A 22,964-nucleotide genomic window follows, 5' to 3' on the forward strand; every position below is an offset into this window, starting at 1 on the left:
CCCGGGGCGTCGAGCCGTTTTCGTCCCTCCGCCCTGTTGCCGGAGACGGCCGAGGCTCCGTTCCACCCGGTCGGCGCGGGCCCGCGCCGGCCGTCAGCCGAGCACCTCGTCACAGGCGGCCCGGAGCCTGCGTACGCCCTCGGCGATCTCCTCCGCGTTCGCGACCGCCGCGAAGCTCAACCGGAGGTGCGCGGCCGGGGGTTCGGCGCTGAAGTAGGGACGGCCGGGCGTGACGGCCACGCCGCTGCGCAGGGCCGCTGCGACCAGCGTGGCCTCGTCCATGCCGTCGGGCAGCCGCAGCCAGAGGTGGTAGCCGCCGGACGGGACGTGAGGCAGGGCGAGTTCGGGCAGTCGCAGCCGCAGCGCGGAGGCCATCGCGTCGCGGCGCGCCTTCAGCTCGGCCGACAGGGAGCGCAGATGACGCGGCCAGGCGGGCGAGCCGACGAGTTCGAGCGCGGCCTCCTGGAACGGGCGCGGCACGAAGAAGCTGTCGACGATCTGGATGGCGCGCAACCGCTCCAGGACCGGACCGCGCGCCACGAGCGCGGCGACCCGGAAGCTCGGCGAGGTCGCCTTGGTCAGGGACCCGACGTGCACGACGACCCCGTCGGGGTCCTCGGCTGCCATCGGGCGCGGCAGCGGACCGCTGTCCTCGTGCACGAGGCGCCGCACGAAGTCGTCCTCGACGACGAAGGCGCCGGCGTCACGCGCGATGCGCACCACCTCGCCCCGGCGCTCGGGGGCGAGGACGGCGCCGGTCGGGTTCTGGAACAGCGGCTGGCAGACGAAGACCCGCGCGCCGGTCGCCGCGAAGGCGTCGGCGAGCAGGGCGGGCTTCACGCCGTCGGCGTCGACGGGTACCGGCACGGGCCGCAGCCCGGCCGCGCGGGCGATCGCCAGCATGCCCGGATACGTGGGTGACTCGACGAGCACGGGTGCGCCGGGCGGTGCGAGCGCGCGCAGGGCGGTGGTCAGCGCCGACTGGCCGCCCGCGGTGACGAGCACCTCGGCCGCGGTGATCGCGCCGCCGATGCCCCGCGCGAACCATTCACGCAGGTCCGCGAGTCCCTCCATGGGCGGCCGCGACCAGGCGCCGGGTCGGCGCCCCGCCCGGGACAGGGCCGCGCCCATCGCCCGCTCGGGCTGGAGCGAGGGATGCAGATAGCCGCCGTTGAACTCGACGACGCCGGGCGCCGGGGCGTCCAGGGAGACCAGGACTCCGGACGCGTCCACCGTGCGCGGTACGAGTTCGGCGGCCGCGTCGGCGCTGAGCGCCACCTCCTGCCATGAGGTGTCCCCGGTGGGCCCGGCGGCGGCGCGCGGCCGGGCGCGGAACGCCCCCGCGCCGGGGCGGGTGACGACGAGCCCTTCGGCGGCGAGCTGCGCCAGTGCCCGTGACACGGTCACCGGGCTGACGCGGAACCGCTCGACGAGCGCGCGACTCGACGGCAGCTTTCCACCTGGCGAGTAGCGGTCGAGTTCTCGCCGCAGCTGATTCGCCAGCTCGGCCACACTGCTACGCTCTTGCATGAGAGCACAGGATAGCGCTACTGCCGAAACCCCGATAGCGGTCACCACCGCCGGGACCGGCGCCGCCGGAGACGGCCACCAGGTCACGGACAGCGGCACCGCGACCGCCCGGGACGACCGCCCGGCCGGTCCCGTCGCCGCGGCAGGCACCACCGCCACCGCTACCGCCGGAAGCACGTCCGCCGTCACCTCCACCGCTGCCGCCGGGAGCACGTCCACCGCCGCGGGCCGGGACCGGCTGCCGGGCGGAACCGACGCCCGCCGCACGCCCACGGACCGCAGCGCGCCCCCCGCCGGCGGCGGAGCCGGCCGCGCGGCCCGCCGCGGAGGCACCCTCCAGGCCGCCCTCGGCGTCACCGCCTTCTCTCTCACCTTTCCGGCCACCGCCTGGGGCCTGGAGGGCTTCGGCCCCTGGTCCCTCGTGGCCGTCCGCAGTGTGCTGGCGGCGGTGATCGCCGGCGGCTGCCTGGTGGCGCTGCGGGTGCCGTTGCCGGGCCGCCGGCACTGGGCGGGGCTCGCCGTCGTGGGCGCCGGCGTCGTGCTCGGCTTCCCCCTGCTGACGACGCTCGCCCTGGAGACCTCGACCACCGCGCACGCCGCCGTGGTGGTGGGGCTGCTGCCGCTGACGACCGCGCTGTTCTCCACGCTGCGCACCGGCGCGCGGCCCTCGCGGATGTTCTGGTGCGCCGCCCTCGCGGGAGCGGCGGCGGTGATCGCGTTCACCGTGCAGCAGAGCGGCGGCGCCCTGACCGGCGCGGACGCCTATCTCTTCGGCGCGCTGCTGATCTGCGCGGTGGGCTACACGGAGGGCGGCCGGCTCGCCCGGGTCATGCCCGGCTGGCACGTCGTCGGCTGGGCGCTGGTCCTGTGCCTGCCGCTCACCCTGCCGGGCATGCTGGTCGCGCTGTCCCACGAGCCGGTCCGGCTGACCGCGCACAGCGTGACGGGTCTGCTGTGGGTGGCGGCCGGTTCGCAGTTCCTCGGTCTGGTCGTCTGGTACCGGGGTATGGCGTCCATCGGGATTCCGAAGGCCAGCCAGTTGCAGCTGGCGCAGCCGCTGCTCACACTGGTGTGGTCGGTACTGCTCCTGGGCGAGCAGCTCACACCGGCCGCACCCCTGACGGCCGCCGCCGTTCTGGTCTGCATCGCGCTCACCCAGCGGGCGCGGAGCTGACCGGCACGCACGGGCCGGTCCAACCGGCGCCACCAGCCGTAGACTTGCGGCCACGGACCGCACACTCCCGTACACGACGAGGAGACCGTTCAGATGCGTGCAAACAAGGGCGACCAGCTTGTGCAGCACGGCAGGGTTGTCGGTCAGCACGACAAGGTCGCGGAGATCACCGAGGTGATGGGAGCGCAGGGCGCTCCCCCGTACCGCGTGCGATTCGAGGACGGGCACGAGGCCGTGTGCTCACCGGGCCCCGACTCCGAGATCCGCCACAAGGACATGAGGCAGCAAAGGACCTGAGGCAGCAGTGACCATCGGCTCTCACGCCCGGCGCCCTCGCCGCGGAGGTGTCGCCGACCGCTGGTAGTGGTCGGCGACGACCCGCGCCATCGCGCCGATGCGGTCGGAGCCGGCCTCCGTCGCCGAGAAGAAGGCGTGCCCGCGCACCTCGGCGCAGTCACCGGCGAGGGTGAGGTGCCGGGAGAGTTCGGCCGGGTCCCGCCAGGCTTCGGGCTGCCCCGGTGCTCCGGCCTTGTACAGCGCCTCCCCGACGTAGAGCCGCACGCGTGTGCCCCGGGTGACGTCCGCCCACCAGGGCAGCAGCTCGGCGTAGTCCGCGTCGGCGAAGCCGATGTTCCAGTAGAGCTGGGGACAGATGTAGTCGATCCACTGTTCCCTGACCCACTTCCTGGTGTCGGCGTGCAGGTCGTCGTACGTCTGGATGTGGGCCGCCGTCGCCGATCCGAGCGGGTCGGTCGCCGTGTTGCGCCACACCCCGAAGGGGCTGATCCCGAAGTCCGCGGCGGGCCGGGTGCGCGCGAGGGCCTCCGACATCTCCCGCACCAGCCGGTCGATGTTGTGACGCCGCCAGGAGGCCCGGTCCGGGAAGTCCGCGCCGTGTTCCGCGTACGCCGCGTCGTCGTCGAAGGCCTCGCCGTCGACTGGATACGGATAGAAGTAGTCGTCCCAGTGGACGGCGTCGACCGGGTATCTGCGCACCGCGTCGAGCATCGCGTCCTGCACGAAGGCCCGGACCTGCGGCAGTCCGGGGTTGTAGTAGAGCCGCCCGCCGTACGGCACGATCCAGTCGGGGTGTCTGCGGGCGGGATGCGCGGGGGCCAGCCGGGCCGGGTCGGTGTGATTCGCGACGCGGTACGGGTTGAACCAGGCGTGCAGTTCCAGACCGCGTACGTGCGCCTCGCGGACCGCGGTGTCCAGCGGGTCCCAGCCGGGGTCCTGGCCCTGGACGCCGGTGAGGACCTCGGACCACGGCTCGTACGGCGAGGGCCACAGCGCGTCCGCCGCGGGGCGCACCTGGAACATCACCGTGTTCAGTCTCAGCCGTACGGCCGTGTCGAGACGGTCGAGGAGCTCGGCGCGCTGCTGGTCGCGGCTCAGTCCGCCGCGCGAGGGCCAGTCGCGGTTGGAGACCGTGGCCAGCCACATGCCGCGGAACTCGCCCGCCGTCCGGTGAGGCCGTGTCGGAGCCGGCCTCGGGGCCGGGGCGGGCTCCACGCCGGCCCCGGCGTCCCCCTGGGCGGCCAGTCCCGACAGTGCCGCCACCGCGGTCGCCGCGAACGTCCGGCGCGACAGCAGCCCCATCTCCGCATCCCTTCACGCACCCGGTCCGCGCCGTCACGGACCGCCATTTCGCCCCAGGATGCCGGACCCCGACGATCGATCATCGATACTTGGCGGTAACGTGCACGTTCGGAGCAGGCACCGAAACACGGAGGTCCTGCCGGCCGTGCAGATCAGCGAAGGGGACGATGTGACCGACATCGAACGCGTCGGAGTGGTGGGCTGCGGGCAGATGGGTGCGGGCATTGCCGAGGTGTGCGCCCGCGCCGGTCTGGACGTCAAGGTCGCCGAGACCACCGGCGAAGCCCTGGAGATCGGCCGTACCCGGCTCTTCAACTCCCTCTCCAAGGCCGCCGAGCGCGGGAAGATCTCCGAGGAGGAGCTCAAGGCCACCCAGGACCGGCTCAGCTTCACCACGGACCTCGGCGAGTTCGCCGACCGCGACCTGGTGATCGAGGCCGTCGTCGAGAACGAGCAGGTCAAGACCGAGATCTTCCAGGTCCTCGACCAGGTGGTGACACGGCCCGACGCGATCCTGGCCTCCAACACCTCCTCGATTCCGCTGGTGAAGCTCGCGGTCGCCACCTCGCGGCCCGACCAGGTCATCGGCATCCACTTCTTCAACCCGGCGCCGGTCCAGAAGCTCGTCGAGCTGATCCCGGCGCTGACCACCTCCGAGGGCACCCTCAGCCGGGCTCAGCTGTTCGCCGAGAAGGCGGTCGGCAAGCACGCCATCCGCGCCCAGGACCGCTCGGGCTTCGTGGTCAACGCGCTGCTCATCCCGTACCTCCTGTCGGCGATCCGGATGTTCGAGTCGGGCATCGCGAGCCGCGAGGACATCGACAACGGCATGGAGCTCGGCTGCGCCCACCCGATGGGCCCGCTCAAGCTGTCCGACCTGATCGGCCTCGACACGGTCGCCTCGGTCGCCCACTCGATGTACGAGGAGTACAAGGAGCCGCTGTACGCCGCTCCCCCGCTGCTCCAGCGCATGGTGGACGCGGGTCGCCTGGGCCGGAAGTCGGGATCCGGCTTCTACACCTACGCCTGACAACGGGACTGCACGGTCCACGGCCGACACCCCTGGCCGACTACGGATCGTGAGCTGATCACGAGTATCGGCTCGCGCGGGCCCGGCACCCTTTTCGGTGCCGGGCCCGCGCCATTCACACACCGTGTGCGCGCCGGGCCCGCATATGCCCGTCGCACACGCTCCCCACGCGTCCACCAGGCGAGTTGACTTTCCGTGCGCATGTAAGGGATGGCACGACTACGGAAAGGAGCGGACTCGTGACCGCCGACCCCGAGCATCCCGTGGTCCCAGGGGAACTCGCAGAGTTACGCCGGTCCCTCGAAGTGGGGCTCACTCGCATAGAGGGGGGCCTGGCACTGCTCACTCAGCGCGACGACCAGACCGCCAAGGATCTCGACGACCTGAGCGCACGGGTCGTCGCCCTCGAACACACCCGCTGGCCACTGCCCACCCTCGCCGTCCTCGCGGCCGTGGGCGCGCTGGCCGTGGCGGTCTGGCAGGCTCTGGGCCACTAGGTCCCCGGACGCCGTGGGGGGGACGGATCAGGGCAAGGCGTCCTGCCCGAGCCTGAGATGGTGCAGAAGGAGCAGTGCGGCAGCCATGTTGGCGGCCGGGACCTCGCCGCGGGCGACCATGTCGGGGACGAGCTTCAGGGGAACCCACTCCCGACGGTCGGACTCGAAGTCGTCCACGGGGTGTCCGATGTACGCACCCTCGTCGGCCCAGTAGATGTGGTGCCGGGCGTCGGTGAGCCCGTTGGAGGGCTCGACGCTCATCAGATGCCTCAGGGGTCCCGGCCGCCAGCCGGTCTCCTCCTCCAGTTCGCGGGCCGCCGCGACGGCGATGTCCTCGCCGTCCTCGACGACACCCGCCGCAAGCTCCCATCCCCAGCTGTCGGTGATGAAGCGGTGCCGCCACAGGAGCAGCACTTCGTTGGCCTCATTCACCACAGTGGCCACGGCCACGGGCCGCAGCCGTATCAAGAAGTGATCGAGGTGCCGACCGTCCGGCAGCTCCACATCTGCGAGATTGACGCTGAACCAGCGGTTTGCGTACACAGTTTGTTCGTTCTGTTTCGTCCACTGCACGGTTCTGCCACCTTCCGCCGAGTAGATGGCAATATCGCAGCAGGAGCGTCCTGACAGCAGGCTCACGGCGGTCGGGGCACGGTGCAGCGGCGGTCGAACCTTTTCGTGACGCCTTCCCTACAGCGGTACGCGCAATGCCCCGTCGATGAGCTCGGCGGCCTCGGCCGTGCCCGCGCAGCCGCTGCGCACCAGGTGCTCGCGCACCGCGCGCAGTCTGTCGCGCAGCCGCTGGGACTCCATCCCCCGCGCCTGTTCGGCCATTTGAACGGCGGTGGCCACCGCCTTGTCGGCGTTGCCCTGGCGCAGCTCGATCTGGCTGAGCATCGCCAGCCGGTGCACCCGCCCCCGGTCGTGCGCCGGGTTGTCGACGGCTGCCGCGGCGTGCTCCCCCGCCGCCACCAGGTCGCCGAGGCTGAGCAGGGCCTCCGCCACCTGCACGTTGACCAGGCCCGGCTGGACATAGCCGGTCTCGTCGGGCTCGTACCCGCGCCGGATGCGCTCGGCGGCCTGCTCGGCACGCCGTATGCAGGACAGCGCACTGCTGCCGTCACCGAGGTGTGCGTACGCCTTCGCCTGCATCGCGTAGAGGTCGGAGGCGAGCGCCGGCGTGATGTGCCGCCCGGCGGCGCGCAGCGCGGCCTCGGCGAAGGCCACGGCCTGCCGGTACTCACGCATGAACAGCGACTGGTTGACCAGCAGGGCTATGACGTAGGCCCCGAGTCCCCTGTCCCCACTGGCCTTCGCCAGGCGCAGCGCCTGGTGGAAGTAGCGCTGGGCGAGTCCGTGCGCGTCGGAGTCGTAGGCGCAGATGCCCGCGATGGCGACCAGGCCGCCCGTGGCACGGTGCAACTGGCGGCCGGTGGCGTCGGTGTAGCTGCCGCGCAGCAGCGGTGCCGTCTCGGAGTTGAGGAACCCGACGATCCGGGTGCGGGTCGCGATGCCGCCCGCCTTGCGATACATCTGCTCGTAGTGGGCGCGGGCCGCCCGCAGCATGTCGATGTCCGCCATGCTGACGCGGTGCCGTCCGCCCCGCGAGACGTCCACGTCCTCGGGCGGGTTCTCCCACTCCCACACCGGCATCACGGCGGGCGTACCGGTGACGGCGGGCGCGCCGAGTATGTGCGGGCGCTGCTGCTCGTCGGAGCGCCACAGGGCGGTGGCCCGTTCCACGAAGCCGGACAGCGAGGTGCCGTGCGGAGTGGCCGGTTCACCGGGCACGCCAAGTCCGATGTCGTCGAGCGTGACGGGCCGGTGCAGCCGGCCCGCGAGCACCTCGCAGATCAGGTCGGGTACCTGGCCGCGGGGACGCTGCCCCTTCAACCAGCGCGCCACGGCCGTGTGTTCGTACCGCAGCGCGAGTCCACGTGCTCTGCCCGCCTGATTGACATGGGCGGCGAGTCCCGCGTGCGAGATGCCGGCCTCGTCGAGTATCGCGTCGAGCAGTGTGTTGGGCTGCATGGAGGCCCCCCGGGTGGCTCGGTGCCGTCAGAGTAGTGCGTCCGCTTTCACACGGGGTGTGAAAGGAATGCCCGTATCCGGGCAGTGCGCGCGCTGTCGCAGAGCGTTTCTGGCCGGTTGACTGAAATGCCTCGCAAGAGGCCGGCCGGGCCGCCGGCTCCCCCTCGTACAGTGCGGCGGCCCGCTTCCGCGCCGTCCGCCCAGCTGCCTGCCCGACACTCCGTGGCGGGGCGGACGGCGCACGCCGCGGCGTCAGGTCACCTGCTGGGCGACGGAGGCGCCCTGTTGCACAGGGACGCGTCGGCGGTCGTTGCGCAGCACGAGCAACGCGACGTCGTCGGCGGGCGTTCCGCCGGCATGGCGCAGGACCCGGGTGAGCACACCACGCAGGACGGATCGAGGTGAGGCGGGCTGGACACGGACCATGTCGGCGAGCACGGCCTGCAACGGGAAGAAGCGGCCGTGCCCGTCGCGCGCGTCCTCCACCCCGTCGGTGTACAGGAAGAGACCTTCCCCCGGCAGCAGTCGACCGCAGTGCTCGGCGGGCAGCTCGGCCGGCAGCGGGAACGGCCCGAGCGGCGGCAGGGGTTCGCTCGTGGACAGCCGCTCGACGACACCGCGCGCACCCGCCCGTTCCGTGTGACTGCGCAGCAGATACGGCCAGGGATGGCCGCAGTTGAGGGCGTACACGTCTCCGTCGCGGCGGATCTCCAGCAGCAGCACGGTGACGAACTCCTCGGCGACCGGACTGTCCGGATCGGTCCCTGCCGAGGGGTGCTCGGCCCTGGCCCGCTCACGCAGGTACCGGGCCAGCGCGCGTTCCAGCCGCTCGAGGACGGAGCCGAGTTCCGGCTCGTCGTGCACGGCCTCGCGGAAGCTGCCGAGGACGGCGGCGACGGTGCCGATGGCACCGATGCCGTGGCCCCGGACGTCGCCCATGACGATCCGTACCCCGTGCTCGGTGGCGATCACCTCGTACAGGTCGCCGCCCACGTTCGCGCCGCGGTCGGCGGACAGTTGTGCCGCCGCGACGTTCAGCCCGTCGATGCACGAGGGCAGGGGGCGCAACAGCACGTTCTGGGTGGCGCCCGCGACCTTGCGGATCTGCCGCAGCTCTCGCAGCAGCGCGCCCCTGACGTGCAGTATCAGGCCCGTGCCCACCGCGAAGAACACCGCGCTGGTGACGATTCGCGCGCCCAGCCCGTCCTCCTGCGCGAGCGGGCAGGCCATCTTGTACGTGATCGCCATCGCGCCCCAGACGGTGGGCAGCCCCAGGCTCAGCACCCGGCGCAGCGGGTGCCGCCCGTCGCGGCGGACCGTCGTCTCGGTGCCCGCGTACGCGACATGCCCCCGGCCGGTCCGGGGCCCTCTTCGCCGCACGGCCCGGGTGAGTCCGGCTCGCAGTCGATCGCCCCTGCCCCGCGGCCCCAGGCCCGCCCGCTCCAGCACCCGCGAATGCGTCCGGGGCTTCGCCCTGCGGGGAGCCCCAGCCTTGATACGGATCATGCCGATTGGCCCCCCAATAGGCCCTGACAGCACAGAAGGCCTCCGAGAGACCGGTCCGATTCTTTCGACCGCATGCCCCGATCGGGCCAGATCGCCCGGAGTTGTCACCCCAAAGAGTGAGGGGTACATCCGGACTACCGGATGTACCCCTCATCACGCCCTCGACTGTGCCGGGCTCACGCCCCGCGCAGCACCGCCCCGGTGCGTTCGGCCGCCAGGGCGACGGCCGCGTCGCGGGCCGCGGAGGCCTCGTCGACGGTCAGGGTGCGGTCGGTGGCACGGAACCGCAGCGCATAGGCGAGGGACTTCTTGTCCTCGCCGAGCTGCTCGCTCTCGTAGACGTCGAAGAGCCGGATGGACTCCAGGAGCTCACCCGCGCCCTCGCGCAGCGCGGCCTCGACGTCGGCGTGCGGGATCTCGCGGGAGACCACCAGCGCGACGTCCTGCGTGGCGACCGGGAAGGTGGAGATCTTCGGGCCCTTGGGCAGGCCCGCGCTCGCCTCCTCCAGCGCGTCCAGGTCCAGCTCCATCGCGCAGGTGCGCGGGGCCAGGCCCAGGGTCTTCAGAACGCCGGGGTGCAGCTCACCGGCGTATCCGATGACCTTCTCGGTGCCGTCGACGAGGACGGCGAGCTCGGCGCAGCGGCCCGGGTGCCACGGCCCGTACTGACCGGAGCGGACGAGGAGTTCGGTCCCCGCCTCGCGGGCCAGGATGCGCGCGGCCTCGACGGCGTCCGCCCAGTCGGCCGGGCGGCCCTTGCCCCACCAGCCGGCCTGCTCGCGGGCGCCCGCGAGGACGACGGCGGCGTGCCGGGGCTGGAAGGGCAGCGCGGCGGTGAGCGACGCGATCTCCTCGTCCGTGGGACGGCGGTCGACCGGCAGCCGTCCCGCGACGCGCAGCTCCCGCTGCGGGTGGAAGACCAGACCGGTCTCGAAGAGCGCCAGGTCGTGGCTGCCGCGGCCGTCGTTGCGGCGCAGCGCGCCGAGCAGGCCCGGCAGCAGCGTCGTACGGAGCGCGGGCTCCTCGTCGGAGAGCGGGTTGACCAGCTTGACGACCTTCCGCTTCGGGTCGTCGGCGGCGAGGCCGAACTGGTCGAAGACGTGCTCGCCGATGAACGGGTAGTTCAGTGCCTCGACGTATCCGGCACCCGCCAGGGCGCGGCCGATACGGCGGTGCAGGCGCTGCCGGCCGGTGAGGCCGAGGCCCGCCGGGGGCTTGGGCAGCGTGGAGGGCAGGTTCTCGTAGCCCTCCAGCCGGATGACCTCTTCGGCCAGGTCGTTCGGGTCGGTCAGGTCGGGCCGCCAGGACGGCACGGTGACGATCAGCTCGTCCTGCCCGTAGACGTCGCAGCCGACCTGCTGGAGACGGCGGACGACGGTCTCGCGGCCGTAGTCGACGCCCGCGACCTTGTCCGGGTGGTTCGCCGGAATGGTGATGGTGTGCGGCGCGAACGGCGCGATGGCCTCGGTGACGCCGGCGTCGGCGGTACCGCCGGCCAGCAGCACGAGCAGGTCGACGGTCCGCTGCGCCGCGGCGGACGCGGCCTGCGGGTCGACACCGCGCTCGAAGCGCTTGGACGCCTCGGAGGCCAGCTTGTGACGGCGGGCCGTCCGCGCGATCGAGATCGCGTCGAAGTGCGCGGCCTCGACGACGACCTCGGTGGTGGTGCCCTCGGTGTCGTCGATCTCCGTGTTGGCGCCGCCCATGACGCCCGCGAGGCCGATGGGACCGCGGTCGTCGGTGATCACCAGGTCCTCGGCGTCGAGGGTGCGCTTGACGCCGTCGAGGGTGGTGAGCTTCTCGCCCTGTTCGGCGCGGCGCACACCGATCGCGCCCTGGACGCGGGAGCGGTCGTAGGCGTGCAGGGGCTGGCCGAGCTCCAGCATCACGTAGTTGGTGATGTCGACGGCGAGCGAGATCGGGCGCATGCCCGCCTTCTGCAGGCGGCGCCGGAGCCAGATCGGGGAGCGGGCCTCGGGGTCGAGACCGGTCACCGTGCGCGCCGTGAAGCGGTCGCAGCCGGCCGGGTCGCCGACCTGCACCGGGTAGCCGAACGCGTTCGGGGCCGGTACGTCGAGGAGCGCCGGGTCGCGCAGCGGCAGGCCGTACGCGATGGCGGCCTCGCGGGCGATGCCGCGCAGCGAGAGGCAGTAGCCGCGGTCGGGTGTGACCGCGATGTCGAGGACCTCGTCGACGAGCTGGAGCAGCTCGATCGCGTCGGTGCCGACCTCGATCTCGGGCGGCAGCACGATGATGCCGCCGCTGCCGTCGTCGCCCATGCCCAGCTCGTCGCCGGAGCAGATCATGCCGTGCGAGGTCTTGCCGTACGTCTTGCGCGCGGCGATGGCGAAGTTGCCGGGCAGGACGGCGCCCGGCAGCACCACGACGACCTTGTCGCCGACCGCGAAGTTGCGGGCGCCGCAGACGATCTCCTGGGGCTCACCGGTGCCGTTGGCCGTGCCGACGTCGACGGTGCAGAAGCGGATGGGCTTCTTGAAGCCCTCCAGTTCCTCGATGGTCAGCACCTGGCCGACGACGAGGGGGCCCTTGAGGTCGGCGCCGAGCTGCTCGACGGTCTCGACCTCCAGGCCTGCCGAAATGAGCTTGGCCTGGACGTCGCGCCCGGTCTCCGTCGCCGGCAGGTCGACGTACTCCCGCAGCCAAGAAAGCGGGACCCGCATCAGATCTCCATCCCGAACGGCCGGGTGAACCGGACGTCACCCTCGACCATGTCTCGCATGTCTTCGACGTTGTGGCGGAACATCAGCATCCGCTCGATGCCGAACCCGAAGGCGAATCCGCTGTACTTCACCGGGTCGACGCCGCAGGCGACGAGCACCCGCGGGTTGACCATGCCGCAGCCGCCGAGCTCGATCCAGCCCTCGGAGGAGCAGGTCCGGCAGGGGCGGTCGGGGTTGCCGACGGACTCGCCCTTGCAGACGTAGCAGAGCATGTCCATCTCGGCGGACGGCTCGGTGAAGGGGAAGTAGTTCGGGCGCAGCCGGGTCTTCATGTCCGAGCCGAAGAGCGACTGGACCATGTGGTCCAGGGTGCCCTTGAGGTCGGCCATGGTCAGGCCCTCGTCGATGGCCAGCAGCTCGATCTGGTGGAAGACCGGGGTGTGCGTGGCGTCGAGCTCGTCCGTGCGGTACACACGGCCGGGGCAGACGATGTAGACGGGCGGCTCGCGGTCGAGCATGGCGCGGGCCTGCACGGGCGAGGTGTGCGTCCGCAGGACGACACCGGACTCGCCGTGGTCGCCCTTGGGGCCCTCGACGAAGAAGGTGTCCTGCATCTGCCGGGCGGGGTGGTCCGGGCCGAAGTTCAGGGCGTCGAAGTTGAACCACTCCGCCTCGACCTCGGGGCCCTCGGCGACCTCGTATCCCATGGACACGAAGACGTCGGCGACCCGCTCCATCATGGTGGTCAGCGGGTGGCGGGCGCCGGCCGGTACGCGGTCGTAGGGCAGCGTGACGTCCACCGCCTCCTCGACCAGGACGCGGGCGTCGCGCTCGGCCTCCAGCTCGGCCTGGCGTGCGGCGAGGGCCTTGTTCACGGCGCCGCGGGCCTGGCCCACGCGCTTGCCGGCGTCGGCCTTGGCGTGCGGGGGCAGGGCGCCGATCTCGCGGTTGGCGAGGGCCAGCGGCGAGGTGCCGCCGGTGTGGGCGACCTTGGCCTCCTGGAGCGCGTCGAGGTCACCGGCGGCCGCGAAGGCGGCGAGCGCCTCGTCCCGCATGCGCTCGATCTCTTCCGGTTTCAAGGCCTCGACCTCTACAGGGTCGTACGACTTATTCGGTGCCGACATCTCTTCCCGTGCTTCCGGTTGGCTGGCTGAGGGTCCCCGTCCCGACTCGGGGGACGCGTCGTCCCTGAAACGGGGACGCAAAGGTGCCAAAGGCCGAGTCTAACGGGGTGGGAGACAGCCTTGGACGCGCAGTCCAAGGGGTGGCCCCCTCATGCGTGCGCCCGTGGGGCCTCTTCGGCGTCAGAGGAGATGCGCCGGGGTGCCCACGGGCAACGTAAATCGGAACTCGGCGCCGCCGCCGGGGGCGCGGCCGACCGTGATGGTGCCGCCGTGGGCTTCGACGATGCCCTTGACGATGTAGAGCCCCAGACCGGTGCCGCCGCGCTTGCTGCCCCGCCAGAAGCGGGTGAAGACGCGGTTCATGGACTCCTCCGGGATGCCGGTGCCCTCGTCGCTCACCGTGACCGACGTGGCGGTGTTCTCGCCGTCCTCCCGCTCGTGCGGGGACACCGAGGGTGCCAGATCAATGGTGACGGTTCCCTCGCCGTGACGCACGGCATTTTCGAGCAGGTTGCTGAGCACCTGGTCGATCTTGTCCGGGTCGGCCCACAGGGCGGGCAGCGGCTGCTCGATGCGCAGCAGGAAGCGGTCGGCCGACTGGCCCGAGGCGACGTACGCCTGGATGTGCCGGCCGACGGCGGCACCGATGTCGACGGGCTGGCGGCGCACCTCGAGACGGCCCGAGTCGATGCGGGAGATGTCGAGCAGTTCGGCGATGAGCCGGGTGACCCGGTTCGCGTCGGCGTCGACGGTCTCCAGCATGAGCTTCTTCTGGTCGTCCGTGAACCGCTCCCACTTCGCCAGCAGCGTCGCGGTGAAGCCCTTGACGGAGGTCAGCGGCGAACGCAGCTCGTGGGCGACCGTCGCGATCAGTTCGGCGTGGCTGCGCTCGGTGCGGCGGCGGGCCTCGGTGTCACGGAGGGAGACGACGACGCGGTGCACGGGGCCGGTGGGGCGCGTCCGCACGTAGCGCGCGGAGACGAGGACCTCGCGCGCCCCGGGCAGCAGCAGATTGCGCTCGGGCTGGGCGTTGCGGATCGCGAGACCGCCGTACGGGTCGGTCAGCTGCCACCATCTGCGGCCCTCCAGGTCCTCCAGCGGGAGCACCGTGTCGAGCCTGCGTCCGAGCGCGTCGGCGGCGGGGACCGCGGTGATCCGGGCCGCGGCGGCGTTGAAGCAGATCACCACGCCGTGCTCGTCGGCCACCACGAGCCCGTCGGGCAGATCGTCGGGGTCGACGCCGAGGTCGGCCGGGACACGTCCGGTGGTGGGGTCGCCGTGCCGGGACGTGGGTGTGCCGCGCACCTCTCGTGCTCGCGGCGCCTTCTGCGCACCGCTCGTGCCGACACTCATCCCCGTACCCCACCTCTCGTCTGGCGCAGGGCCCCCGAGCCCGTCACCCTACTAGCTGTCGGTGACGGAGCGGCACCCTCCGGAGGCGCGCTGTGCACGGGCGGACGCGTAGAGACATACGGCGGCGGCCGTGGCGAGGTTCAGGCTCTCGGCCTTTCCGTGGATGGGTACGCGCACGACGGCGTCGGCCAGCGCCCGGGTCTCCTCCGGAAGCCCCCAGGCCTCGTTCCCGAACACCCAGGCGGTGGGGCCGCCCATGGTGCCCTTGTCCAGCTCGTCGTCGAGGTCGTCGTCGCCCGCGCCGTCCGCGGCGAGGATCCGTACCCCGGCGTCCTGGAGGCCCTGCACGGCCCGCTCCACGGGCACGCCGACCGCGACGGGGAGGTGGAACAGCGAGCCGACCGAGGCGCGCACGGCCTTGGGGTTGTACAGGTCCACGGAGGCGTCGGTCAGGACGACGGCCTCGGCGCCGGCCGCGTCGGCGCACCGCAGCACGGTGCCGGCGTTCCCGGGGTCGCGGACGTGGGCGAGGACGGCGACGAGCCTGGGCCGGGCTTCGAGGATGTCCTCGAAGGGGGTGTCGAGGAACCGGCAGACGCCGACGATTCCCTGCGGGGTCACGGTGGTCGAGATGTCGGCGATCACCGTCTCGTCCGCGAGGTGCACACGGGCGCCGGCGTCCCGGGCCTCGCTGATGATGTCGGCGTACCGCTCCGCCGCCTCGACGGTCGCGAAGAGTTCCACGAGGGTGGCCCGACCGTGCGCCCGGTGGGCCGCCGCCTCCCGCACGGCCTGCGGGCCCTCGGCGAGGAACAGCTGCTCCTTGCCCCGGAAGTTCCGCTTGGCCAGCCGCCGCGCGGCCAGGACGCGGGGCGAACGCGGGGAGATCAGCTCGGGGGCGGCAAAAGGCATGGGCTCACCTTCGGAAGTTCACGGGTACTTGTCGGGCGCGGGCCCGCGGTCGACGGGTGTCTGCCGGGATGCGGGCCGCCGTGTGCACGACGTGTCCGGCCGCACGCGCGCACGGGCCGCCGCCCGTCCGGACGCAGCAGGACCCGCAGGCCTCGGGCCTGCGGGTCCTCCGGTCGCACCGGCCTAGAGCCGGTGCAGCGTCACGCGGCCTTCGGCGCGTTGACGTCCGACGGCAGCGCCTTCTGCGCGACCTCGACGAGCGCGGCGAACGCGTTGGCGTCGTTGACGGCCAGCTCCGCGAGGATCTTGCGGTCGACCTCGATGTTCGCGGCCTTCAGACCCTGGATGAAGCGGTTGTACGTGATGCCGTTGGCGCGGGCAGCGGCGTTGATGCGCTGGATCCACAGCTGACGGAAGTCGCCCTTGCGCTTCTTGCGGTCGTTGTAGTTGTAGACCAGCGAGTGGGTGACCTGCTCCTTGGCCTTGCGGTACAGGCGCGAACGCTGACCGCGGTATCCGGAGGCCTGCTCCAGGATCGCCCGGCGCTTCTTGTGGGCGTTTACTGCCCGCTTGACGCGTGCCACTTTGTTTAACTCCTTGTAGCGGGGCCGTGGTGGTCGTCACACGGCCCGAAATCGATTGGGTCCCGGTCCAGACGCGCGGCGCCGAGGCGCCGGTGCGTCACTTGCCGAGAAGCTTCTTGATCTTCTTGGCGTCGCCCGGGGCCATCTCGGCGTTGCCGGTGAGGCGACGCGTCAGACGGGACGACTTGTGCTCGAGCAGGTGGCGCTTGCCGGCGCGCTCACGGAGCACCTTGCCGGAGCCGGTGACCTTGAAGCGCTTGCTGGCACCGCTGTGCGACTTGTTCTTCGGCATAGCGCCGTTATCTCCTCGTCAGTGGCGTTCCGGTGCCCGGTCGTGAAACCGGGCACGATGGAACGTCATATGTATCGATTGACATCCCCGGACTGCTGTCCCGGGCGGCTCGGACTCCCGTCCTGAGCGCCCCCGGGGCGTGGGTCCTGGGATCAGGCCTCGGCGGAAGCCTCGGCCGGAGCCTCGACCGCGGTCTCGGTCTCGGTCTCGACCTCGGCGGCGTTCTGCGAGCGACCGGGGTTGGCCTTCGCTTCCGCCTTGCGGGCCGCCTGGGCCTCACGGGCCTCGGCCATCGCCTCGGTCTTCTTCTTGTGCGGACCGAGAACCATGATCATGTTCCGGCCGTCCTGCTTCGGGTTCGACTCGACGAAACCGAGGTCCTGGACGTCCTCCGCGAGACGCTGCAGCAGTCGGTAGCCCAGCTCGGGCCGGGACTGCTCGCGACCACGGAACATGATCGTGATCTTGACCTTGTCGCCCTGCTTGAGGAACCGGACGACGTGACCCTTCTTCGTGTCATAGTCGTGCGGGTCGATCTTCGGCCGGAGCTTCATCTCCTTGATGACCGTGTGCGCCTGGTTCTTGCGCGCCTCACGGGCCTTCATGGCCGACTCGTACTTGAACTTCCCGTAGTCCATGAGCTTGCAGACGGGCGGGCGAGCGTTCGCCGCCACCTCGACGAGGTCGAGGTCGTACTCCTGAGCAAGCTCAAGGGCCTTGGCAAGCGGAACAATCCCGACCTGCTCGCCGCTGGGACCGACAAGTCGCACTTCGGGAACGCGAATCCGGTCGTTGATGCGGGGCTCGGCGCTGATGGATCCTCCTCGGTAGCACCACACGGCGGTCTGGCGGACAGCCGCGTATGTCTCTGATGACACGTGGACCAACCACCGCGGGGCATGAAAAATGCCCCGGGACGGTACACAGGCGGGGCTCCATGACTACCGGAGCACCGCCGCGGTGAACCGCGGGGCGCACTATCGGGCGACTCCACCGTCCGTACGGAACGGTGGTGGCCGCCTGACCGGGTGACCCGCCGCCCCGGAGGACGGTCAGGTGGGAGATCGGAGCCTCCACTTGTGGGTCGAGCACATACGTGTCCGACCGGTCGTTACACAAGGTTAGCAGCTCCCCGGGGCCCGCGCTAACCGGGCGTCCCGGGCTCCCCCGCGCGGACGGCCGCGCACCTGGGCCTATCGTGTCAGGTATGAGTGACACCCCTCCCCAGACCCCCGACTACGACACCATGGCCCGCGACATCGCCGAGGTCCCGGCGGTCGAGGTGATCGTGACGGTCGCCGTGAACCTGATGAGCGCCGCCGCCGTGAAGCTCGGTCTGACCGAGGAGGGGGACGAGCACAAGGACCTGGACGAGGCGCGCAAGCTGGTGACCGCGCTGGCCGGGCTGCTCGACGCGAGCGCGACCGAGATCAGCTCGTTCCACGCGGCGCCGCTGCGCGACGGTCTGAAGTCGCTCCAGCTGGCGTTCCGCGAGGCGTCGATCGTCCCGGACGAGCCGGGCCAGGGTCCGGGCGAGAAGTACACGGGCCCGGTCTACGGCTGACCTTCACTCACCGACGTACGTACAGGGGCTCGCCCGGCGGCGTCGCCTCGGCCGGCAGCAGCGCCAGGTCGAGGCCGCGCACCAGGCGGGCCCTCAGTGTCTCGTCGGCCGCGAGCCGCTCGGCGACCGAGCGGGCCGCCTCGGCCGGGGCGGCGGACGGGTCGAGCACGAGGGCGAGGGTGCCGTCGGCACGGCCGGGCCCGAGGTGGGCGCGCAGGACCAGCGGCTCGGCGGCGACCGCGGACCGCACCGCGGCCACGACGGCCGGGTCGGCGAGCGGGTCGGTCGAGGTGCGTCCCTCGGCGAGCGCCAGCAGCGCCTGGCCCGTCAGCTCGTAGGGCACGGGCCCCGCCATGTCCAGGACGATCGTGTCGGCCTTCTCGTGCGCGGCGGCCTGCAGCGCCTGGTGCAGGGGTACGGCGACGGGGCGGGCCGCGGGGTCCCAGCGGGCCAGCGACTCGGTGGACGTGAAGGCGGGCAGCGCCGTGCGGTGGCCGGCCTTCAGGGTCGGCACCGCCATGTCGCTGGTCTTCTCGTGGCGCAGTCCGTTCTCGTCCTCCTCGACCTCGCCGAGTACGGCCACCACGGGCACGAGCAGCCGGGCGCCCTTGAGCGCCTCCAGGACGGGCCCGACGGCGGTGCGGTCCTCGGCCCAGGCCGCGAGCGCCGCGCTGAGCTTCGGGTCGGCGCTGCCGTCGTCGTCGGAGAAGCCGGAGTCGGGAATGTTCTTGTTCGCCACGGTCCCGACCTTATCGGGGTGATGCTGCTGCGCTTGTGCGGCCCCGGTAACCCGGTGGTGACAGGGCTCATGCGTTTCTCAGCCTTCCCTGACACACATCTCACATGCGTCTAACCACGGGCACAGCCCCGGCGCCCAGCATCGCGGGATGGACCGTCACAGAGCCCGAGGGCGCCGCGCCCGCACCGCCCGACGCACACCCCTGCTGTCCGCCCTGGTGGCCTCCGCCGTGCTGGTGGGCGGCACCGCGGTCGGCACCTTCTACATGAAGGCCCAGGCGCACGACGGCTCCGGGCCCGTATCGTCGTCCGGGTCCCCGGCGGCGTCCTCGGCGTCGCCCGCCGTCAGCGAGGAGGCGTCGGTGGAACCCGTGGCGGAGCCCTCGGTCGATCGTGAGGCACTGCTCGCCGCGGCGATGAAGTCGGTGACGGCGGAGGACGGGGCGAAGGTGTCGGTCGCGGTCCTCGACCTCACGTCCGGCGAGAGCTCCGTGTACGGCGACGGCTCCTTCGACACCGCGAGCATCGTGAAGGTCGACATCCTGGCGGCGCTGCTGCTCCAGGTCCAGGACGCGGACCGGCATCTCACGGCGCAGGAGAAGGCGTACGCCACCGCGATGATCGAGAACAGCGACAACGCGGCGGCGTCCGCGCTGTGGGAGGAGATCGGGCGGGCGGACGGCCTGGACTCGGCGAACGCCCGCTTCGGCCTGTACGGCACACAGGGCGGCGACGGCGCGCTGTGGGGGCTGACGCAGACCACGGCTGCCGATCAACTCGCCCTGCTCCGACAGGTGTTCGGCGTCGGCGACACCGAGCTCTCGAAGAGTTCGCGCACCTATGTGCAGGGACTCATGGGCGGTGTCGCGGCCGGCCAGCACTGGGGGGTGTCGGCGGTGGCCGACGGCTCCGCGTGGGCCCTGAAGAACGGGTGGCTGGCGCGCAGCACGACCGGACTGTGGGACATCAACAGCATCGGGCGGGTCACCGCCGACGGACGCACCTACCTGGTGGCAACCCTGTCGAACGGCAACTCCACGCAGGCGAAGGGGATTTCGCTGGTGGAGGCGGCGGCACGGGCGGCGGTGTCGGCGTTCCGGGACACGGACACGGGCTGAGGCCCCGTGCGGCTAGGCGTCGCCGTACCGGCCCGGGTCACGGCGGCCGCGCCACAGCACGACCGCCGCCGCCAGCAGGGCCGCGCCGAGGCCGCCCGCGAGCGGCCCCGCCCAACCCGAGGAGTCGTCGTCGCCCTCGGCGGCGTCGGGCCCCGAGCCGAAGTACTTCCCGCCGTACGCCTCCGAGTGGAGTCCTTCGGGCTTGAGCCGGCCACCCGCCTTGATGGCGGCGGCGGGGTCGACGAACCCGAACCCGCGGGAGTCGTCGTGGCCGCCGGCCGGAGAGTTACGGGCGGTGTCCTCCAGCAGCTGTTTGATCTGCGCCGGGGACAGACCTGGGTGGGCCGCCTTGATGAGCGCGACCGCGCCGGAGACGAAGGCGGACGCCGCGCTCGTGCCCCAGCCCTCGTAGTAGCGGTCGTCCGGGTCGGCGATGACGACGTCGACGCCTGGCGCGCTCACCGTGGCGTACCAGCGTCGGGTGGAGAAGGAGGCGCGGGTGCCGTAGCGGTCCACGGCGGTCGCCGCGATCACACCCGGGTAGGCGGCCGGGTAGGAGATGTGGTCGCCCTTCTCGCCCCCGTTGCCGGCCGAGGCGACGACGACGGCGCCCTTGCGCAGGGCGTACTGGACGGCCTCGTCCTCCGCCGGTTCGGGGTGGGCGGACTTGGAGTCGTCGCCGAGGGAGAGGTTGATGACGTCGGCGCCGTGGTCGGTGGCCCAGCGGATGCCTTCGGCGAGTGCGTTGCCCCGGGTGTTGCGGGCCTTCGTCCGGGCGGAGTCGCCGTCCTCCAGAATGACGCGGACCGGGAGGACCTTCGCCTCCGGGGCGATGCCCATGACTCCGTCGTCGTCGCCCGGGCCGTGACCGTGCCCGGCGATGATGCCCGCCATGGCAGTGCCGTGCCTGGCCCACGCCCGGTCGCCGCGGCTCGCGCCGAAGCCGACCATGTCCTTGCCGGTGAGGACGTTCCCGTCGAGGTCCGGGTGCCGGGCGTCGACGCCCGTGTCGAGGACGGCGACGGTGATGCCCTTGCCCTTGGTGGTCCGCCAGGCCTCCTGGGTGTGCATCGCGTCCAGGGCCCACTGCTTGGCACGTATGCCGTCGGCGTACGCGGTGGTGGACGGCACCAGGGCGAGGGAGCCGGCCAGCAGGACAGCGAGCAGCCCGGCCCGGCGGGTCGCCCCGGTCGGGCGGGACCGCCCCACGGTGCGGACCGGTCCGGCCTTGCGGATCATGACGGCTTCTCCGTGGCCGAGGTGACGGTCTTGCGCAGGCCCCGCTCGACGCGGTCGGCGAGGCCCTGGGCCTCGTGGCCGAGGCCCGCCTGTGCCGGGGTCGTGGTCGCGCCGGGCTCGATGGCGTCCTCGGCCGCCTGCGGCGTGGTGACGGCACGGCCGTCCGCGAAACCCGAGACGGCGTAGACCACGACGGGGGCGTCGGTCAGCACCGACACCGTCCAGGAGGCACGCTGGGCGTTGCCGAAGTGGTCGGCGACGGTTCCCTCGGCGGCGTACGGGCGGGGCATCAGGTCGGTGCGGCGCTCCAGGCCCTCCTTCGCGAAGCGGGCCTTGAGGGAGGTCATCGCCGCCGCGTCCGCCTTGGTGAACAGCAGGCCGACGGTGGTGACATGGCTGCGGGTGGCGTCCGTGTACGTGGCGCGCAGCAGCCGCAGACAGCCGACCGGGGCGAGGGCCTTGCGCAGGAGGGGGTCGAAGGCGTCCTTGCAGCCGGTGTCCGGGGCGACGGCGATCCGGGTCCAGACGCGGTCGGCGCCGCCCGGGCCGGCTCCGTCCCCCCGCACGGTGGGCGGGAAGAGTCGGTCCACGGGCACGCTGTGCCACAGGTCGCCGGCCGACGCGAACGCGTCGCCCGAGCCCTCGCCGTCGGTACCGCCGGTGAGCCAACTGCCCGTCGCCGCACCACCGATGAGCCCGACTCCGAGGACGACGCAGGCCGCGGCGGCCACGATGCGGGGGCGGGTCCTGCCGCCGCGGGAGGTGCGGGGACGCTCGCCGGTCCCGTCGTGGGTGTCGGGCTCGGCGAACGAGACGAAGGGGCGCTCCGCTCCCGGGGTGCGCGACGGGGGTACGGGGGCGCGGGGCGGGGTGTGCGGGGGCGCGGCCGGCTCCTGGGCCGGGACGGGCCGCAGCCGCCTGGTCGTCTCCGTGCTGTTCTCCTCGGGCGGGCCGGTGCGCGGCGGTACGCCGGGCCGGGCGGGCCCGGGTGCGGCCGGCGGAGCGTCCGGGAAACGGGCGGAGGCCGGGGGCGGCGGCGGGGTGACGGTGCCCGGCCGACGCGCGGCGGGCAGGCCGGACGCCGTGCCGGTGGACTGCTCCGCGTCCCGCTCGGGTGCGCCGGCGGGACGGGCGGGCCCGTCCCCGGGCCCGTGGGCCGGGGTACCGGGCCGGCGCGGCGACTGGTCACCGGGGGTGCCGGTCCCGTGCGCCACCACGTCGGTGGACGGGGCGAAGAAGTCGTACGAGCTCGGTGGCGACGGCACGCGTGAGGTGCTTCCGGCCCGCGGCGCCGCACCGGCGCCCGTGGCCGGGGGTTCCACCGGGCGGGGCGGGAACGTGGGGCCGTCGACGGGAAGGGGCGGGGTGAGCCGCGGCGGGACCACCGTGTCCGGCCGCGCGCCCGCACGCAGGGACGGGAACGTCGGGCCGCCGTCGGGCAACCGGTCCGCCGCGCGGGGCGGCGCGGTGTCCTGTGCGAACCGGTCCTGCCGGTGGGGTGCCGGGGTGTGCCCCGCGGGGGCGCCGGTGGGACGCGGCGGCACCTGGCGCTCCGGGTCGGACACGGCCCGTCGGCCGGGCGTCTCCTCGCGGAAATCGGTCGCGGGACCCGCCTCCGGGAACTCTTCGCGGACCGGGGACGGCGGCGCCGCCGTCCCCTCCGTGGTGGCCGACGGGGTCTGCGCAGCCTGCTCCGGGAGGGTGTCCGGGGGCGGCTGCGCCACCGCCGGGGACGACTGCGGCGGGGTCGTCGGGCGCGGAGGGATGGAGGCGCGGCGCGCTTCCGTGCTCATGCACCCCCCGTTTCCTCGTACCCGGGCATTCGGTCCGCCGCGGAGCTCGGCGGGGCCGTTTCGTGTCCGCGGAAGCCCGCCACGGGCACGCATACCCGCACCGGTGGACCGTCACCCCGGGCAGGGCCCGCCGGGGCAAGGTCGTTCCTCCCTGCGTGCGCGTCACTCTACGGGTTGACGCGCGTCCGGAGGGAACCAG

Annotated in this window: 21 protein-coding genes; 6 read left to right on the forward strand and 15 right to left on the reverse strand. The window is 72.6% G+C overall.

Annotated features, from left to right (window positions below; genetic code table 11):
* Nucleotides 1–93: 93 nt before the first annotated feature.
* Nucleotides 94–1,530: an aminotransferase-like domain-containing protein gene (locus ABEB03_RS14660; protein ID WP_345647602.1), complete on the reverse strand. Its 1,437-nt coding sequence runs from the start codon at nt 1,528–1,530 to the stop codon at nt 94–96.
* Here ABEB03_RS14660 and ABEB03_RS14665 point away from each other — a divergent pair.
* Nucleotides 1,529–2,704: a DMT family transporter gene (locus tag ABEB03_RS14665; RefSeq protein ID WP_425589235.1), complete on the forward strand. Its 1,176-nt coding sequence runs from the start codon at nt 1,529–1,531 to the stop codon at nt 2,702–2,704. The genes ABEB03_RS14660 and ABEB03_RS14665 overlap by 2 nt on opposite strands.
* Nucleotides 2,705–2,797: 93 nt before the next feature.
* The gene (locus ABEB03_RS14670) at nt 2,798–3,001 is read left to right on the forward strand and encodes a DUF1918 domain-containing protein (protein ID WP_095933123.1); all 204 of its coding nucleotides are present in this window, start codon (nt 2,798–2,800) and stop codon (nt 2,999–3,001) included.
* A 21-nt stretch (nt 3,002–3,022) separates the two neighbouring features.
* Here ABEB03_RS14670 and ABEB03_RS14675 read toward each other — a convergent pair whose 3' ends face one another.
* Nucleotides 3,023–4,303 carry a glycoside hydrolase family 10 protein gene (locus ABEB03_RS14675; RefSeq protein WP_345647608.1) on the reverse strand — a complete coding sequence of 427 codons (1,281 nt, stop codon included), beginning with the start codon at nt 4,301–4,303 and terminating at the stop codon, nt 3,023–3,025.
* 169 nt (nt 4,304–4,472) lie between these two features.
* Between ABEB03_RS14675 and ABEB03_RS14680 the strand changes: the two genes are divergently transcribed.
* Together ABEB03_RS14680 and ABEB03_RS14685 are read left to right on the forward strand one after the other, a co-directional pair.
* A complete protein-coding gene (locus ABEB03_RS14680; RefSeq protein ID WP_345647611.1) occupies nt 4,473–5,333 on the forward strand; it encodes a 3-hydroxybutyryl-CoA dehydrogenase in 861 nt (286 codons plus the stop codon).
* A 239-nt stretch (nt 5,334–5,572) separates the two neighbouring features.
* Nucleotides 5,573–5,830: a hypothetical protein gene (locus ABEB03_RS14685; protein WP_028801562.1), complete on the forward strand. Its 258-nt coding sequence runs from the start codon at nt 5,573–5,575 to the stop codon at nt 5,828–5,830.
* A 27-nt stretch (nt 5,831–5,857) separates the two neighbouring features.
* On the opposite strand, the gene ABEB03_RS14690 is transcribed toward ABEB03_RS14685, so the two are convergent.
* The 10 genes from ABEB03_RS14690 to infC all read right to left on the reverse strand — a co-directional run bounded on the left by ABEB03_RS14690 (nt 5,858) and on the right by infC (nt 17,152).
* The gene (locus tag ABEB03_RS14690; RefSeq protein ID WP_165338362.1) at nt 5,858–6,403 is read right to left on the reverse strand and encodes an NUDIX hydrolase; all 546 of its coding nucleotides are present in this window, start codon (nt 6,401–6,403) and stop codon (nt 5,858–5,860) included.
* A 117-nt stretch (nt 6,404–6,520) separates the two neighbouring features.
* Complete coding sequence (locus ABEB03_RS14695; protein WP_095933128.1) at nt 6,521–7,861, reverse strand: transcriptional regulator; 1,341 nt, start codon at nt 7,859–7,861, stop codon at nt 6,521–6,523.
* A gap of 252 nt (nt 7,862–8,113) precedes the next feature.
* A complete protein-coding gene (locus tag ABEB03_RS14700; RefSeq protein ID WP_345648301.1) occupies nt 8,114–9,109 on the reverse strand; it encodes a PP2C family protein-serine/threonine phosphatase in 996 nt (331 codons plus the stop codon).
* A gap of 434 nt (nt 9,110–9,543) precedes the next feature.
* Nucleotides 9,544–12,048, reverse strand: coding sequence for a phenylalanine--tRNA ligase subunit beta (gene pheT / locus ABEB03_RS14705; protein WP_345647623.1), 2,505 nt, complete (start codon nt 12,046–12,048; stop codon nt 9,544–9,546).
* The gene (pheS, locus tag ABEB03_RS14710; protein ID WP_028801566.1) at nt 12,048–13,172 is read right to left on the reverse strand and encodes a phenylalanine--tRNA ligase subunit alpha; all 1,125 of its coding nucleotides are present in this window, start codon (nt 13,170–13,172) and stop codon (nt 12,048–12,050) included. Before pheS ends, pheT begins: the two co-directional genes overlap by 1 nt.
* A gap of 180 nt (nt 13,173–13,352) precedes the next feature.
* Nucleotides 13,353–14,525 carry a sensor histidine kinase gene (locus ABEB03_RS14715; RefSeq protein ID WP_345647628.1) on the reverse strand — a complete coding sequence of 391 codons (1,173 nt, stop codon included), beginning with the start codon at nt 14,523–14,525 and terminating at the stop codon, nt 13,353–13,355.
* Between the two features lie 51 nt (nt 14,526–14,576).
* Nucleotides 14,577–15,437 (reverse strand): TrmH family RNA methyltransferase, encoded by an 861-nt coding sequence (locus ABEB03_RS14720; RefSeq protein ID WP_345647631.1) that lies wholly within the window; start codon nt 15,435–15,437, stop codon nt 14,577–14,579.
* 200 nt (nt 15,438–15,637) lie between these two features.
* Nucleotides 15,638–16,021, reverse strand: coding sequence for a 50S ribosomal protein L20 (rplT, locus tag ABEB03_RS14725; protein WP_016642495.1), 384 nt, complete (start codon nt 16,019–16,021; stop codon nt 15,638–15,640).
* A 97-nt stretch (nt 16,022–16,118) separates the two neighbouring features.
* Complete coding sequence (rpmI, locus tag ABEB03_RS14730) at nt 16,119–16,313, reverse strand: 50S ribosomal protein L35 (RefSeq protein WP_007829094.1); 195 nt, start codon at nt 16,311–16,313, stop codon at nt 16,119–16,121.
* A gap of 152 nt (nt 16,314–16,465) precedes the next feature.
* Nucleotides 16,466–17,152, reverse strand: a complete 687-nt coding sequence (gene infC, locus ABEB03_RS14735; protein WP_345648304.1) for a translation initiation factor IF-3 — start codon at nt 17,150–17,152, stop codon at nt 16,466–16,468.
* Nucleotides 17,153–17,520: 368 nt separating this feature from the next.
* Here infC and ABEB03_RS14740 point away from each other — a divergent pair, with 368 nt between their 5' ends.
* Nucleotides 17,521–17,877, forward strand: coding sequence for a DUF1844 domain-containing protein (locus ABEB03_RS14740; protein ID WP_028801570.1), 357 nt, complete (start codon nt 17,521–17,523; stop codon nt 17,875–17,877).
* Nucleotides 17,878–17,884: 7 nt separating this feature from the next.
* Here ABEB03_RS14740 and ABEB03_RS14745 read toward each other — a convergent pair whose 3' ends face one another.
* The gene (locus ABEB03_RS14745; protein WP_345647638.1) at nt 17,885–18,616 is read right to left on the reverse strand and encodes an SseB family protein; all 732 of its coding nucleotides are present in this window, start codon (nt 18,614–18,616) and stop codon (nt 17,885–17,887) included.
* Between the two features lie 148 nt (nt 18,617–18,764).
* On the opposite strand from ABEB03_RS14745, the gene ABEB03_RS14750 reads away from it, so the two are divergent.
* Nucleotides 18,765–19,733: a serine hydrolase gene (locus ABEB03_RS14750; protein ID WP_345647641.1), complete on the forward strand. Its 969-nt coding sequence runs from the start codon at nt 18,765–18,767 to the stop codon at nt 19,731–19,733.
* A gap of 12 nt (nt 19,734–19,745) precedes the next feature.
* On the opposite strand, the gene mycP is transcribed toward ABEB03_RS14750, so the two are convergent.
* A complete protein-coding gene (mycP, locus tag ABEB03_RS14755) occupies nt 19,746–20,972 on the reverse strand; it encodes a type VII secretion-associated serine protease mycosin (RefSeq protein WP_345647644.1) in 1,227 nt (408 codons plus the stop codon).
* Nucleotides 20,969–22,765 (reverse strand): hypothetical protein, encoded by a 1,797-nt coding sequence (locus ABEB03_RS14760; RefSeq protein WP_345647646.1) that lies wholly within the window; start codon nt 22,763–22,765, stop codon nt 20,969–20,971. The genes mycP and ABEB03_RS14760 overlap by 4 nt, the downstream gene beginning before the upstream one ends.
* Nucleotides 22,766–22,964 lie beyond the last annotated feature (199 nt).

The sequence above is a fragment of the Streptomyces siamensis genome, from assembly GCF_039543605.1.
Classification (GTDB): Bacteria; Actinomycetota; Actinomycetes; order Streptomycetales; family Streptomycetaceae; genus Streptomyces; species Streptomyces siamensis.

What these genes read in the sequence shown, in the direction of transcription:
- ABEB03_RS14750 (WP_345647641.1), top strand. Translation starts at nt 18,765, where the DNA reads ATGGACCGTCACAGAGCCCGAGGGCGCCGCGCCCGCACCGCCCGACGC.
- pheT (WP_345647623.1), bottom strand. Translation starts at nt 12,048, where the DNA reads ATGCGGGTCCCGCTTTCTTGGCTGCGGGAGTACGTCGACCTGCCGGCG.
- ABEB03_RS14715 (WP_345647628.1), bottom strand. Translation starts at nt 14,525, where the DNA reads ATGAGTGTCGGCACGAGCGGTGCGCAGAAGGCGCCGCGAGCACGAGAG.
- ABEB03_RS14665 (WP_425589235.1), top strand. Translation starts at nt 1,529, where the DNA reads ATGAGAGCACAGGATAGCGCTACTGCCGAAACCCCGATAGCGGTCACC.
- ABEB03_RS14740 (WP_028801570.1), top strand. Translation starts at nt 17,521, where the DNA reads ATGAGTGACACCCCTCCCCAGACCCCCGACTACGACACCATGGCCCGC.
- ABEB03_RS14670 (WP_095933123.1), top strand. Translation starts at nt 2,798, where the DNA reads ATGCGTGCAAACAAGGGCGACCAGCTTGTGCAGCACGGCAGGGTTGTC.
- pheS (WP_028801566.1), bottom strand. Translation starts at nt 13,172, where the DNA reads ATGTCGGCACCGAATAAGTCGTACGACCCTGTAGAGGTCGAGGCCTTG.
- ABEB03_RS14675 (WP_345647608.1), bottom strand. Translation starts at nt 4,303, where the DNA reads ATGGGGCTGCTGTCGCGCCGGACGTTCGCGGCGACCGCGGTGGCGGCA.
- ABEB03_RS14695 (WP_095933128.1), bottom strand. Translation starts at nt 7,861, where the DNA reads ATGCAGCCCAACACACTGCTCGACGCGATACTCGACGAGGCCGGCATC.
- rpmI (WP_007829094.1), bottom strand. Translation starts at nt 16,313, where the DNA reads ATGCCGAAGAACAAGTCGCACAGCGGTGCCAGCAAGCGCTTCAAGGTC.
- ABEB03_RS14700 (WP_345648301.1), bottom strand. Translation starts at nt 9,109, where the DNA reads ATGGCGATCACGTACAAGATGGCCTGCCCGCTCGCGCAGGAGGACGGG.
- ABEB03_RS14760 (WP_345647646.1), bottom strand. Translation starts at nt 22,765, where the DNA reads ATGAGCACGGAAGCGCGCCGCGCCTCCATCCCTCCGCGCCCGACGACC.
- ABEB03_RS14660 (WP_345647602.1), bottom strand. Translation starts at nt 1,530, where the DNA reads ATGCAAGAGCGTAGCAGTGTGGCCGAGCTGGCGAATCAGCTGCGGCGA.
- mycP (WP_345647644.1), bottom strand. Translation starts at nt 20,972, where the DNA reads ATGATCCGCAAGGCCGGACCGGTCCGCACCGTGGGGCGGTCCCGCCCG.
- ABEB03_RS14720 (WP_345647631.1), bottom strand. Translation starts at nt 15,437, where the DNA reads ATGCCTTTTGCCGCCCCCGAGCTGATCTCCCCGCGTTCGCCCCGCGTC.